Annotated in this window: 12 protein-coding genes; 6 read left to right on the forward strand and 6 right to left on the reverse strand. The window is 70.0% G+C overall.

The annotated features are described in order from the left end of the window. Positions 1–27: 27 nt before the first annotated feature. Positions 28–354: a hypothetical protein gene (locus ACFVRO_RS13560; RefSeq protein ID WP_105674647.1), complete on the reverse strand. Its 327-nt coding sequence runs from the start codon at positions 352–354 to the stop codon at positions 28–30. 23 nt (positions 355–377) lie between these two features. Then, positions 378–1,529 (reverse strand): flavodoxin-dependent (E)-4-hydroxy-3-methylbut-2-enyl-diphosphate synthase, encoded by a 1,152-nt coding sequence (ispG, locus tag ACFVRO_RS13565; protein ID WP_223586627.1) that lies wholly within the window; start codon positions 1,527–1,529, stop codon positions 378–380. Between the two features lie 223 nt (positions 1,530–1,752). Between ispG and ACFVRO_RS13570 the strand changes: the two genes are divergently transcribed. Beyond that, positions 1,753–3,636 (forward strand): chorismate-binding protein, encoded by a 1,884-nt coding sequence (locus ACFVRO_RS13570; RefSeq protein ID WP_386953150.1) that lies wholly within the window; start codon positions 1,753–1,755, stop codon positions 3,634–3,636. Positions 3,637–3,678: 42 nt separating this feature from the next. Here the strand turns inward: ACFVRO_RS13570 and ACFVRO_RS13575 are convergent, their stop codons facing one another. Beyond that, the gene (locus tag ACFVRO_RS13575; RefSeq protein ID WP_386953152.1) at positions 3,679–4,995 is read right to left on the reverse strand and encodes a M50 family metallopeptidase; all 1,317 of its coding nucleotides are present in this window, start codon (positions 4,993–4,995) and stop codon (positions 3,679–3,681) included. A 65-nt stretch (positions 4,996–5,060) separates the two neighbouring features. Between ACFVRO_RS13575 and ACFVRO_RS13580 the strand changes: the two genes are divergently transcribed. The 3 genes from ACFVRO_RS13580 to ACFVRO_RS13590 all read left to right on the forward strand — a co-directional run bounded on the left by ACFVRO_RS13580 (position 5,061) and on the right by ACFVRO_RS13590 (position 8,132). After that, entirely contained in the window at positions 5,061–5,633 is a 573-nt protein-coding gene (locus tag ACFVRO_RS13580; RefSeq protein WP_386953155.1) for a hypothetical protein, read from the forward strand. Positions 5,634–5,728: 95 nt separating this feature from the next. After that, a complete protein-coding gene (locus ACFVRO_RS13585) occupies positions 5,729–6,394 on the forward strand; it encodes a YcnI family protein (protein WP_386953158.1) in 666 nt (221 codons plus the stop codon). A 115-nt stretch (positions 6,395–6,509) separates the two neighbouring features. Then, positions 6,510–8,132 (forward strand): Mur ligase family protein, encoded by a 1,623-nt coding sequence (locus ACFVRO_RS13590; protein WP_386953160.1) that lies wholly within the window; start codon positions 6,510–6,512, stop codon positions 8,130–8,132. 42 nt (positions 8,133–8,174) lie between these two features. On the opposite strand, the gene dxr is transcribed toward ACFVRO_RS13590, so the two are convergent. After that, positions 8,175–9,266, reverse strand: a complete 1,092-nt coding sequence (gene dxr / locus ACFVRO_RS13595; RefSeq protein ID WP_386953163.1) for a 1-deoxy-D-xylulose-5-phosphate reductoisomerase — start codon at positions 9,264–9,266, stop codon at positions 8,175–8,177. A gap of 37 nt (positions 9,267–9,303) precedes the next feature. Beyond that, complete coding sequence (locus ACFVRO_RS13600) at positions 9,304–10,287, reverse strand: FKBP-type peptidyl-prolyl cis-trans isomerase (protein WP_386953165.1); 984 nt, start codon at positions 10,285–10,287, stop codon at positions 9,304–9,306. Positions 10,288–10,414: 127 nt separating this feature from the next. Here ACFVRO_RS13600 and ACFVRO_RS13605 point away from each other — a divergent pair, with 127 nt between their 5' ends. Further along, positions 10,415–11,194 (forward strand): 1-acyl-sn-glycerol-3-phosphate acyltransferase, encoded by a 780-nt coding sequence (locus ACFVRO_RS13605; protein WP_105674664.1) that lies wholly within the window; start codon positions 10,415–10,417, stop codon positions 11,192–11,194. Between the two features lie 15 nt (positions 11,195–11,209). Here the strand turns inward: ACFVRO_RS13605 and ACFVRO_RS13610 are convergent, their stop codons facing one another. Then, entirely contained in the window at positions 11,210–11,689 is a 480-nt protein-coding gene (locus ACFVRO_RS13610; RefSeq protein WP_386953168.1) for an OsmC family protein, read from the reverse strand. 97 nt (positions 11,690–11,786) lie between these two features. Here ACFVRO_RS13610 and ACFVRO_RS13615 point away from each other — a divergent pair, with 97 nt between their 5' ends. Then, positions 11,787–12,782, forward strand: a complete 996-nt coding sequence (locus ACFVRO_RS13615; protein WP_386953170.1) for an asparaginase — start codon at positions 11,787–11,789, stop codon at positions 12,780–12,782. The last annotated feature ends 3 nt before the right edge of the window (positions 12,783–12,785 follow it).

The following is a 12,785-nucleotide window of genomic DNA, read 5'->3' on the forward strand; positions in this document are numbered from 1 at the left end:
GGATTCAGCCGAGGGACGAGCGGACGCTCAGTGCCCGGGCGGGATGGTGAAGCTGGCGAGCCTGTCGCCGTCGACCACGAAGATGCCGTCCGACTCGCCGTTGAAGACGCGACTCGCCCAGCCGAAGCGGATGCGCGTGGTGTCGCCCTCGGTCTCGGACGAGAGCACGGTCATGCGCGCGCCTGCGCCGATGGCGTCGCTGTCGGCCCAGCCCCGGACGCCGTCGGGACCCGCCTTGACGGTGCCCCAGTCGCTCACGAAGCCGGCGGGGGTGAAGGCCGCGACGAAGGCGTCGGTGTCGGCCGCGTTGATCGCGTCGATCATCGCCTGGACGGGTGCGGGCAGCTGCGACATCTTCGTCTCCTTGCGGTTCTCGGTCAGACCGTGACGACCTGAGCGGCGCCGAGCGGGGCGTCGGGCCCCATCTCCGCGGCGATGCGGTTCGCCTCTTCGATGAGCGTGGCGACGATCTCGGCCTCGGGCACGGTCTTGATGACCTCTCCCTTGACGAAAATCTGGCCCTTGCCGTTGCCCGAGGCGACGCCCAGGTCTGCTTCACGGGCTTCACCCGGACCGTTGACGACGCAGCCCATGACGGCGACCCGCAGCGGGACCGTCATGTCCTTGAGGCCCTCGGTGACGTTCTCGGCGAGCGTGTAGACGTCGACCTGCGCACGTCCGCACGACGGGCAGGAGACGATCTCGAGCTTGCGCTCGCGGAGGTTCAGTGACTGCAGGATCTGGTGGCCGACCTTGACCTCTTCGGCGGGCGGAGCCGACAGGGAGACGCGGATGGTGTCGCCGATGCCCTCGCCGAGGAGGATGCCGAACGCGGTGGCGCTCTTGATCGTGCCCTGGAACGCGGGACCGGCCTCGGTCACACCGAGGTGCAGGGGCCAGTCGCCTCGCTCGGCGAGCTGACGGTACGCCTTGACCATCACCACGGGGTCGTTGTGCTTGACGGAGATCTTGAAGTCGTGGAAGTCGTGCTCCTCGAAGAGCGACGCCTCCCAGACGGCGCTCTCCACGAGAGCCTCCGCGGTGGCCTTGCCGTACTTCGCGAGGATCCGCTTGTCGAGCGAGCCCGCGTTCACCCCGATGCGGAGAGACACGCCGGCGGCTTTGGCCGCCTCCGCGATCTTGCCGACGTTGCCGTCGAACTCGCGGATGTTGCCCGGGTTCACCCGGACGGCGCCGCACCCCGCGTCGATCGCGGTGTAGATGTAGCGGGGCTGGAAGTGGATGTCGGCGATCACCGGGATCTGGCTCTTCATCGCGATGATCTTGAGCGCGTCGGCGTCGTCCTGGTGCGGCACGGCCACGCGGACGATCTCGCATCCGGATGCCGTGAGCTCGGCGATCTGCTGGAGAGTGGCGTTGATGTCGGTGGTCTTCGTGGTCGTCATGGACTGCACGGTCACCGGAGCGTCACCGCCCACGAGCACCTTGCCCACCTTGATCTGGCGGGACTTGCGGCGGGGGGCGAGGACTTCGGGGAGCTTCGGCATCCCCAGGTTCACTGCTGGCACCCCTCAAGCCTACGCCGCCCGCACGCACCGGGGCTGGATGACAGCCCCACGTCATCGGCCCGCCCTGGTCCGATCACCTGTGATAGTTTTCACCACATGCTCGCGAACCTCACCTGGTGGCCCGCCTCCTAGGCGGTGTGTTCGCGTTCCCACGAATCCAGACCGCCTTCAGGGGCGGTCTTTTCGTTTGAGCCGCGCCCGATACCTCGCACAGGAGACATCGATGACCCTCTCACGCCTCGCCGAGCTCAGCGCAGACCCGGCGGCATCCTTCGTGCTGATCGCGCGCGACGGAGCGGACACGGTCGAGCTGCTCACCGGCGACGTCGTCGACGTCGACCTGCTCGCCGACATCCCGCTGACCGTCGACGGCGCCGCACGGGAGGTCTTCGCGATGGTGCCCTATCGCCAGGTGCGGGAACGCGGGTTCGTCGCTCAGGATGACGGCGCCCCGCTGCGGTGCATCGTCGTCGACGAGCACCTGCACCTGCCGACCCCCGAGGTGCTCTCCGCACTCCCGTCGGCCTCCGTCCCGCTCCGCGACGACGGCTTCGACATCGCCGACGAGGAGTACGCCGCGATCGTCGAGCGCGTGATCGCCGACGAGATCGGCCGCGGAGAAGGCGCGAACTTCGTGATCCGCCGCGACTTCACCGCGAACATCGACGTCGACGACCGCACCGCCGCTCTCACCTGGTTCCGCGCCCTGCTCACGCACGAGCGCGGCGCCTACTGGACCTTCGCCGTCTTCACACCGGGCCACATCGCCGTCGGCGCGAGCCCCGAAGCGCACGTGGTCGCCCGCGACGGCATCGTCACGATGAACCCGATCTCCGGCACCTTCCGCCACCCCGCGGGCGGAGCCACGAAGGAGACCCTGGTGGACTTCCTCTCCTCCACGAAGGAGACGGAGGAGCTCTTCATGGTCGTCGACGAGGAGCTGAAGATGATGAGCGCCGTCTGCTCCGACGGCGGCCGCATCACCGGGCCGCACCTCAAGGAGATGTCGCGCCTCACTCACACGGAGTACATGCTCCGCGGCCGCAGCCGCCTCGACCCGCGCGAGATCCTCCGCGAGACGATGTTCGCCCCCACGGTGACCGGCTCCCCCATGCAGAACGCCTGCGCGGTCATCCGCCGTCACGAGCGCAAGCCTCGCGGCTACTACTCCGGCGTCGCCGCCCTGTTCACCCCGAACGCCGAGGGCGGTCACGACCTCGACGCCCCCATCCTCATCCGCACGGTATACCTCGAGAACGGTGCGCTCAGCGTTCCGGTCGGCGCCACCCTCGTTCGCCATTCCGACCCGTACGGCGAGGTGAGCGAGACCCACGGCAAGGCCGCCGGCGTGCTGGGGGCGATCGGCGCCATCGATCGCGACCGGATCGCCGAGGCGCGCAGCGATGCCGACGCCCCGACCGAGCCGCGCCCCCTCGCCGAGGACCCGACCGTCGCCGAGCTGCTCTCCTCCCGCAACGCGCGGCTGGCCGAGTTCTGGCTGAACCCGCAGGGCGAGGAGTTCACCGGTCCGTTCACGGGACGCACGGCCCTCGTGGTGGATGCCGAGGACCGCTTCACCACGATGCTCGCCCATCAGCTGCGCCACCTCGGCCTCGACGTCACGATCGCCCCGTGGAACGAGGTGCAGGATGCCGCGGTCGACGCGGCGGACCTCGTGGTGGCGGGGCCCGGACCCGGGGACCCTCGGGACCTGTCCAGCCCCCGCATCTCGCGGATGCGGGAGGTCGTGGCGCGCCGTCTCGACGCCGGGGCTCCGCTGCTCGCCGTGTGCCTGAGCCACCAGATCCTCGCCGATCGGCTCGGCATCGCTCTCACTCCCCTCGCGACACCGCACCAGGGGCTGCAGAAGTCGGTGCCCGTGTTCGGCGAGAACGCCTCGATCGGCTTCTACAACACGTTCACCGCGCGAGTGGATCCCGGCACGACGAGCGTGGATGGGGCCGAGGTGTCGGCGGATGCCGCCTCCGGCGACGTCTACTCGCTGCGCGGAGAGCGCTTCTCCTCCGTGCAGGGGCACCTCGAATCGATCCTGTCGCGAGACGGCATCCGCACGCTCGATCGGCTCGTCACGCACGCCCTGGCCTGACGAGTCCCCGACCGAGAAACGGCACCGGGGATCGTCGGCGGCTCAGCCTCCGAGCAGGTTCACCGGATTGAACAGGTCGGCCACCAGGAGAAGCGCGCCCATCGCGATGAGCAGCGTCGCCACGACCACCGTGAGCGGCACGAGCTTCGTCGCGTCGACCGGCGCGGGCGGGGGCCGGCGGAAGAGCTTCGCCCAGGCCCGCTTGATGCCGTCCCACAGCGCGACGACGATGTGACCGCCATCGAGTGGAAGCAGCGGGATCAGGTTGAACACGAACAGCGCGACGTTCAACGATCCGAGCAGCCCGAGCAGCACCGAGAACCGGTTCAGGATCGGCGCATCCGTCGCCGCGACCTCTCCGGCCAGGCGTCCGACGCCGACGACGCTCAGGGGGCCGTTCGGGTCGCGCTCGCCCCCGGTGACCAGCGAGGCGCCGATGTCCCACAGCTTCACCGGCAGCGTCACGATCAGCGACGCCACTCGGGCGACGCTGTCGGCCGCCATCTCCGGCCCCGCCGTCAGCGGCTGCTGCACGAAGCCCATCTGGGCTCCCATGCCGACATAGCCGACGGTCTTCACGACCTGCTCGCCCTTCGCGTCGAGCACGGGCCGACCGCTCGCGTCGGTGAGCTTGCGCTCGGCGGCGACCGGCGTGATCTTCAGCGTCTTCTCGGCGCCGTCCCGCAGCACCACCAGATCCAGCGTCTTTCCGGGAGACGCCTGCACGATCGAGGTCGCCTCCGCGAAGTCGGAGACGGGCTGTCCGTCGAGCGACACCAGCACATCTCCCGGCTTGATGCCCGCCTCCGCAGCGGGCGCCTCCGGGTCATCCGACCCGCACTCGGTCGCCGTGGAACCGGCGGGGAGCACGCACTGGCTCACCGAGGCGATCGTGGTCGTGCCCTGCTGCACGCCGATCCCCGAGACGAGGACGGTGAAGATGACGACGGCGAGGATCAGATTCATCAGCGGGCCGCCGAGCATCACGATGACGCGCTTCCATACCGGGAGCCGGAAGAAGACGCGCTCCTCCGCCCCCTCCGCGATCGTCTCGTCGTTCGCCGACCTGGCGTCCTGGATGAGAGTGCGGAAGACGCCCTTGGCCGGACCCGAGCCCTTCGAGTCGGGGTACATGCCCGACATCGAGATGAAGCCGCCCAGCGGCAGCAGCTTGAATCCGTACTCGGTCTCGCCGATCCGCTTCGACCAGATCCGCGGGCCGAAGCCGATCATGTACTGGCCGACGCGCACGCCGAAGAGCTTCGCGGGGAGGAGGTGGCCGATCTCGTGCAGTCCGATCGAGAGGCCGAGGCCGATCAGCATGAACAGGATGCCGCCCACATAGAGCAGTGTTTCCACGTGCCTACGCTACTGGTCGCAGCCTAGGAATCAGCCCGGCGCCGCCCCGAGGATAGGCTGAGGATGTGACCTCCCGCCAGCTGCGACTTCTGCGCGCGGCATCGGCGTCCTCTGTCGCCACGCTCCTGGCGGCGGTCTCGCACACTCTCGCGGGCGGTTCCGCTCCGCATCCGCTGCTGGTGCTCGCGGTCTCCTCGTTCCTGGTGCCGCCGGCGGCGCTGATGATCGGCGCAGCGCCGTCGAGGCTGCGTGTCGCCGTCACGGTGCTCGTGAGCCAGGCCGCGTTCCATCTGCTCTTCCAGGTCCTCGGCGCTCCTGTCGGCGGTGGCGTCATCGGCGCCGCCGGACACGCGCACCACCTTCTGCCGCTCGGACCTGTCGCCGTCGCCACGCTCCCCGACGCCACGATGCTCCTCGGCCATGCCGCAGCGGCCGTCGTCACCGTGCTCCTGCTCTGGCGCGGCGAGTCGACGGTCCGCGCGATCGCCTGCTGGGTCCGCGCCGTGCTCCGCCGCGCCGCCGCTGCCGCCCCGGCGCACCACGAGCGCCCCGCTCCGCTCCGCCCCGAGGTCCGCCCGCTGGCCGACGCCGTGCCCATCGCCGCGGTCTGCCGGCGCGGGCCGCCTGTCTCCGCCTGATCTCCGAACCGCCTCGACGAGGCCACCACCCCGCGGGATGCCCGCGCTGACCGGCGCGCCCGCAGATCATGCAGTCCACAGACAGGAGTTCCCTCATGCGTTCCACCACCACCACCATCACCGCCGGCATCATCGGCGGCGCCGTCCTCGCCGTCGTCCTCCCGCTCGCCGCGAGCGCTCACGTCAGCGTCTCCCCCGACGAACTCGTCGCGGGAGACCACGGCGTCCTCACCTTCTCCTTCTCCCACGGATGCGAGACGTCTCCGACGACCGCGCTGAAGGTCACCATCCCGAAGGGCCTCGCCTCCGTGTCGCCGACCGCGGACGGCGACTGGGCGATCGACGTCGAACGCGGAGACGACGGACTCGTGAGCGCCGTGACCTACACCGCGCTGACGCCCGTGCCGATCGACCTCCGGGGCGCGGTGAGCATGGGCGTCGGCCTCGACGAGGACACGCCCGACACTCTCGCGTTCCCCGTCGTGCAGACGTGCGTCGAGGGCAGCACGGAGTGGACCCAGCTCGCGAAGGACGGGGAGGACCCGCACAGTCTCGACACCCCGGCGCCGGTCGTGACCGTCGCCCCCGCCTCGGCCGAGGGCGGACACGACATGCCAGACGGGCACGCGGAGACGTCCGCGACGCCGGATGCCACGGCGACGGCATCCGATCCCCTTCCGGTGGCTCTGGGAGCGGGCGGTCTGCTCGCCGGCCTCACAGCCCTGGTCGTCGCGGTGCTCGCGTACCGCCGCAGGGCCTGAGCCCGGGACCCCGCCTTCGTCGCGCCGTCCGCCCGCATCGGGAGGCCTGCGCGACGAAGGCAGGGGCCGTGCCGCATCCGGCAACGGGATCGAGCCATGAGATCATGGTGGGGACATGTCGATTGAACAACAACCGAGCCTGCCTCCCGTGCTCCGCCCCGCGAACCCGCCCCGGCGCGAGCTGTCCGAACTCGCCACCCGATTCGCCCGCGAGGTCCGCGGCGATCTCACCGGAGTCGCCCTGACGGGGATCACCCTCGCCACGGCCGACCTCCGCGCCGGCGAGGCGTTCGTCGCGATCCAGGGCGTGAACCGCCATGGCGCCGAGTTCGCCGCCACCGCCGCCGAGAAGGGCGCCGTCGCGATCATCACGGATGCCGCGGGCGCCGTGATCGCCGAGCCCGTCGGACTCCCGACCGTCATCGTCGATGACCCGCGAGCCGTCCTCGGCGCTCTCAGCGCCTGGGTGTACGGCACCGGCGCGGACGACGAGCTGCCGCTCCTCTTCGCGACGACGGGCACGAACGGGAAGACCAGCGTCTCGCACCTGCTCGAGGGCATCCTCGATCAGCTCGGCGTCGTCACCGGGCTCTCCTCCACCGCCGAGCGTCACATCGCCGGCGAGGTCATCGTCTCCCGTCTGACCACCCCCGAGGCATCGGAGATGCACGCGCTGCTCGCCCTCATGCGCGAGCGGGCCGTCGAGGCCGTGGCCGTCGAGGTCAGCGCGCAGGCCCTCTCCCGTCATCGTGTCGACGGCATCCTCTTCGACGTGGCCGGCTTCACCAATCTCAGCCACGACCACCTCGACGACTACGCCGACATGGAGGAGTACTTCGAGGCGAAACTGCCTCTGTTCCGTCCTGACCGGGCGCGCCGCGGGGTCGTCTGCCTGGATTCCCCCTCGGGTGCGACCGTCGTCGCACGCGCGGAGATCCCCGTGGTCACCGTCGGCACCCCCTCCATCGCCGCTGATCCCGAGGCCGCTGCGCGCGCCGACTGGGTCGTGTCGATCGACGACGAGCGCGCCGCGGGCACCACGTTCACGATGACCGGCCCGGCCGGCGTCCTCACCACGACCGTGCCCGTCATCGGACCGCACATGGCGGCGAACGCCGCTCTCGCCATCGTGATGCTGCTCGAGGGCGGCTACGACTGGGACCGCATCGTCACGGCTCTGGAGCGAGACGGCGGCATCGAGGCCTATCTGCCCGGGCGCACGCAGCTCGTCTCGGGCGAGGCGGGCCCCGCCGTCTTCGTCGATTTCGGCCATTCGCCCGACGCGTTCGAGAAGACCCTCGCCGCCGTGCGCCGGGTCACGCCGGGCCGCGTCCTCATGCTGTTCGGCGCCGATGGAGACCGCGACGCGAGCAAGCGCTTCGACATGGCGCGCACCGCCGTCGAGGGCAGCGACATCCTCGTCATCACCGATCACCATCCGCGCTTCGAAGACCCGGACTCGATCAGGGCCACACTCGTGGAGGGCGCGCGCACCGCACGTCCGGATGCCGAGATCCACGAGTACTCACCGCCTGAGAAGGCGATCGTCGCCGCCGTCGGCCTGGTCGGCGAAGGAGATGCGATCCTCTGGGCCGGTCCGGGTCACCAGGACTACCGCGACATCCGCGGGATGCGCACTCCGTACTCGGCCCGCGAGCTCGCCCGCCGCGCTCTCAAGGCTGCGGGGTGGCCTGTGCCCGATTCGCACTGGCCCGTGCCGTACCCCGACGAGGGCTGAGGTCTCGCCGGGGCCCCGCGATCTGACGCCGGATCGACGGGGCTAGGCGGGCGCGCCTGCGGCGATGAACCGGTCTGCGGTGCGGCGCGCCCAGAGCTCCGCCTCGGCCAGGGACTCCACCGTGAGAGTCTCCGGCGGCTCGTGCGCATCGACCACCCTGGCGATGGTGTCCACGATGCCGAGGAACGACAGCCGTCCTTCGTGGAACGCGTCGACCGCCTGCTCGTTCGCCGCGTTGTAGACGGCCGGGAACGTGCGACCGGCGCGCCCCACCGCCTTCGCGAGAGCGACGGAGGGGAACGCCACGTCGTCGAGCGGCTCGAACGTCCAGGAGGATGCCTTCGTCCAGTCCAGCGGTCGCCCGACACCGCCGACGCGGTTCGGCCAGTCGAGGCCGAGGGAGATGGGCAGGCGCATGTCCGGCGGCGAGGCCTGCGCGATCGTCGAGCCGTCGACGAACTCGACCATGGAGTGCACGATCGACTGCGGGTGGACGACGACGTCGATGTCGTCGTACGCGACGTCGAAGAGCAGATGGGCTTCGATGACCTCGAGTCCCTTGTTGACCAGGGTCGCGGAGTTCGTGGTGACCATGCGCCCCATGTCCCAGGTGGGGTGAGCGAGAGCCTCCTGCGGGGAGACGGTCTCCATCTCGCCACGACTGCGGCCCCGGAACGGACCGCCGGATGCCGTGACGACGAGTCGACGCACCTCATCGTGCGTTCCGCTGCGCAGCGCTTGCGCCAGGGCGGAGTGCTCGGAGTCCACCGGCACGATCTGACCGGGCGCGGCGGCGGCGAGCACCAGGTCGCCTCCGACGATCAGCGATTCCTTGTTCGCCAGCGCGAGCGTGCGTCCGGCCTTCAGCGCGGCGAGCGTCGACCCGAGGCCGATCGACCCGGTGATCGCGTTGAGCACGACGTCGGCTTCGACGTCGCGCACCAGCTGTTCCGCCTCGACGGCGCCCAGAGCGGTCGCATCGACCTGGAAGCGCTCCGCCTGTTCCGCGAGCATCGTGGCGTTCGAGCCTGCCGCCAGGCCCACGAGTTCGAACCGTCGCGGGTTCGCCCGGATGACGTCGAGCGCCTGAGTGCCGATGGAACCGGTGGAGCCGAGGACGATGATGCGACGCATGCCGCCAGCCTATGTCACGCCCTCGGCTCGTCCCGTGTTACTGCGCGACCTCGATCGGGGTGGTCGCGAGGATGTCGACGACGAAGACGAGCGTCTCGTTCTGCAGCTCGTTGCCCTCCGACGCGCCGTAGCCGTCCTTCGGGGGCATCACGACGACGACCTGCGAGCCCACCTTCTGGCCTTCGAGAGCCGTCTTGAATCCGGTGACGACGCTCGTGGTCTGGAACTGCGCCGGCATGGCGCCACGGCTCCAGCTCGAGTCGAACTCCTTGCCATCCGACCACTTCACACCGCGGTACTGCACGGTGACCAGGTCGCCCGAGGCGACGACCGCACCGTCGCCCTGCTTGAGGACGGCAACCTCGGTCTCGGTCGGTGCATCGCTCTTCGGAACGGTGATCGTCGGCGCGCCGTCGTCATCGAGCTTGACCTCGGGCATGCCCTCGGTCGGGTCGACGGCGGTGCCGGACGCGGTCGTCGGCAGCTCGTCGATGGTCTCGACGTAGAGCACGCTCGGGTGCATCCCCTCCCCCGACGCCGGCAGCGTCAGCACGACGCTCGAGCCGATCGGCAGGCACTCCGCGGCCACGGTGAACACCGTGGACTGCGTGGGGTCGACGATCTGCTGCGACTGCTGGGTCGCCAGCAGAGCGGAGAGGACGCCGTCCGGACCGCGCTCCGAGGTGCTGAGCACCTCGTTGGTCGTCGCATCGACGAGCTGGTAGCGGAGGGAGACGAGGTCGCCGGGCTTGACGTCGTCGCCATCGCCCTTGACCACGACGGAGCGCTCGGCTTCCTTGATCTCCGTGCCCTCGGGGACGGTGACCTTCGCGGCGGCGCCGGTGCCGTCGACGGTGACGGCGTCGGAACCGGCGCCGGACTTCAGTTCGGCGAGGCAGGAGCTCGACGCCGTGGGGCTCGGAGTGCTCGACGACTCTGGCTTCGAGCTGCCGGAGCATCCGGCCAGGAGCAGGGTCGCCGCGGCGACGGTGGACAGGACGATGAGCGGACGCTTGCGCACAGTGAAGACCTCAGGATCTCTGGTGGGACATCCCATACTCTCGTACGCGGCTTGGTCCGCGCTGGGAGGCGCGGGGGCTGCGCATTGCATTCCGGTAACGGCATGGGATCGGGAGTAGCCTTCTCTGATGACCTCTGAGCAGTCCGTGGAGCCCGATTCCTCTCCCGCGGAGACCGCGAAGCCGCGTCACGCAGGGTTCACCTATGCGCTCGGCCGCAGCCTGATCAGCCCGCTCGCCCGTCTCATCTACCGCCCTCGCATCGAGGGAAGGGAGAACGTCCCCCTCGACGGCGCCGTGATCTTCGCGAGCAACCATCTGTCGTTCATCGACTCGATCGCCATCCCGGTCGCCGCGCCCCGCCCCGTGCACTTCCTCGCCAAGTCGAGCTACTTCGAAGGCACCGGCGCCAAGGGCTGGTTGAGCAAGACCTTCTTCGAGTCCATCGGGGCGATTCCCGTTCGCCGCGGAGCAGGCCAGGCTGCTCTGGACGCGCTGGACCTGCAGCGTCAGCTCCTCGAGGAAGGACTTGCCGTCGCGCTGTACCCCGAGGGCACCCGATCCACCGACGGCCGCCTCTACAAGGGGCGCACCGGAGTCGCCTTCCTCGCTTTGCAGACGGGCGCCCCCGTCGTGCCGGTCGGACTGATCGGCACCGACAAGGTCATGCCGGTCGGCGCGAAGATGCCCACCCTCTCGGAGCGCATCACGGTGAAGTTCGGAAAGCCGCTGGATCTCTCCCCGCACGGCCCGGCGACGAGTGGCAAGGCCCGGCGTCTCGCCACCGATGAGATCATGGCCGCCATCCACGCGCTCTCCGGGCAGGAGCTCGCCGGAGCCTACAACGAGGCGCCCGCGCAGGGCGCGATCGAGAAGATCAAGCAGGCGCTCCCCCACGAGCGCCGCTGACGCTTCACGCTGAGCTCAGGCCCGCTCAGCCGTGACCGTGGCCTCGTGACGCACGGGGAAGTTCATCGAGTTCGCGATGAAGCACCATTCGTTCGCCTGCGCGTGGGCCCGCTCGGCCGCCTCCACCATCGAGGTCTCTGCCACGACGACCTCCGGCCGCAGCACGACCTCGACGAACGCGCCCCCGCCGCGGCCGTCCTCCGTCATCAGACCGGACGCCGTGTCACGGTACGAGACCACGACGACTCCGGCGGTCACGCAGGCGTGCAGATACGACAGCAGATGGCACTCCGAGAGCGACGCGAGAAGGAGGTCCTCGGGGTTCCATCTCGAGACGTCCCCGCGGAACGGCTTGTCGCTCGATGCGAGGATCTCGGGCTTTCCCTGGACCTCGAGAGTGACGTCGCGTCGATAGTCGCGGTATCCGCTGGTGCCCGTGCCCGTGTTGCCCGTCCACGTCGAGGTGAGTGCGTACCTGTGCTCGCCGAGTGCCATGGATACAGTCTGCCAGCGTCACCCCGCCACGTGCCCCGACGTACGCCCCGACGGCGGGTGACCGCGAGCGCGCCCCCACCGGCGGTAGTCTTGGGTGGTGCTGGAGACTCTCACCGTTCAGGATGCCGTTGAACTCGCCGTCGTGGAAAGAAGCGGCTTCGTGGAGTCCCGCCACGCGGGCGCTGCCGTCGTCCTGTCCCCCGACGGCGAGGTCGTCGCAAGGCACGGCAACACCGACGCGCTGATCCTCCCGCGGTCCAGCCTCAAGCCTCTGCAGGCGATCGCCTGCATCACCGCGGGAGCTCCCCTCGAAGGCGAACAGCTCGCTCTGTCCACGGCAAGCCACGTGGGCACCGATCGCCATGCGGAGGTCGTCCGCGAAGTGCTCACCCAGGGCGGGCTCACCGAGGACGACCTCGGCTGCCCCGAAGCCTGGCCGAGCGACACGTCGACGCGTGACGAACTCGTGCGCGAGCACGGCGTCCCCACCCGCATCCGCATGAACTGCTCCGGCAAGCACGCCGCGATGCTCCGCGCCTGCGTGGCGACGGGTTGGCCGACCGATGGCTACCTCGACCCCGCGCACCCGCTGCAGGTGCACATCCGCGAGGTCGTCGAGCGTCTGACCGGCGAGAAGGTCGCCCACACGTCGGTCGATGGATGCGGAGCTCCCGTGCACGCGATCACCCTGACCGGGCTCGCCCGTGCGATCCACCGGATCGGAAGCGCGTCCGAGCGCTCTCCGTTCGCACTGCACCGGGTCGCGGGTTCGCTCGTCCGTGCGGTGAAGGAGAGCCCGTGGACCATCGAGGGCCCCGGACGGCCGGACACCCTTGCGATCGAGAAGCTCGGCGTCTTCGCCAAGGGCGGCGCCGAGGGCATCATGGTCATGGTCGCTCCGAACGGGACCACGGTCGCCCTCAAGATGCTCGACGGATCCGCACGCGCCTCCACTCTCGTCGCCGCGACTCTCCTCGTTCGTGCGGGCGCCCTGCGGGAAGCCGACGTCGCCGCTCTTGCCGAGGCCCTTCCGCTCGCCGTTCTCGGCGGCGGGAAGGACGTCGGCGCCATCCGGCTCGGAAGCGGAATCTGAGCG

The sequence above is a fragment of the Microbacterium sp. NPDC057944 genome (assembly GCF_042887445.1).
Taxonomy (GTDB): domain Bacteria; phylum Actinomycetota; class Actinomycetes; order Actinomycetales; family Microbacteriaceae; genus Microbacterium; species Microbacterium natoriense.

Coding starts and splice junctions, on each gene's coding strand:
- ACFVRO_RS13590 (WP_386953160.1), top strand. CDS start 6,510: ATGTCGATTGAACAACAACCGAGCCTGCCTCCCGTGCTCCGCCCCGCG.
- ACFVRO_RS13570 (WP_386953150.1), top strand. CDS start 1,753: ATGACCCTCTCACGCCTCGCCGAGCTCAGCGCAGACCCGGCGGCATCC.
- ACFVRO_RS13610 (WP_386953168.1), bottom strand. CDS start 11,689: ATGGCACTCGGCGAGCACAGGTACGCACTCACCTCGACGTGGACGGGC.
- dxr (WP_386953163.1), bottom strand. CDS start 9,266: ATGCGTCGCATCATCGTCCTCGGCTCCACCGGTTCCATCGGCACTCAG.
- ACFVRO_RS13585 (WP_386953158.1), top strand. CDS start 5,729: ATGCGTTCCACCACCACCACCATCACCGCCGGCATCATCGGCGGCGCC.
- ACFVRO_RS13605 (WP_105674664.1), top strand. CDS start 10,415: ATGACCTCTGAGCAGTCCGTGGAGCCCGATTCCTCTCCCGCGGAGACC.
- ACFVRO_RS13560 (WP_105674647.1), bottom strand. CDS start 354: ATGTCGCAGCTGCCCGCACCCGTCCAGGCGATGATCGACGCGATCAAC.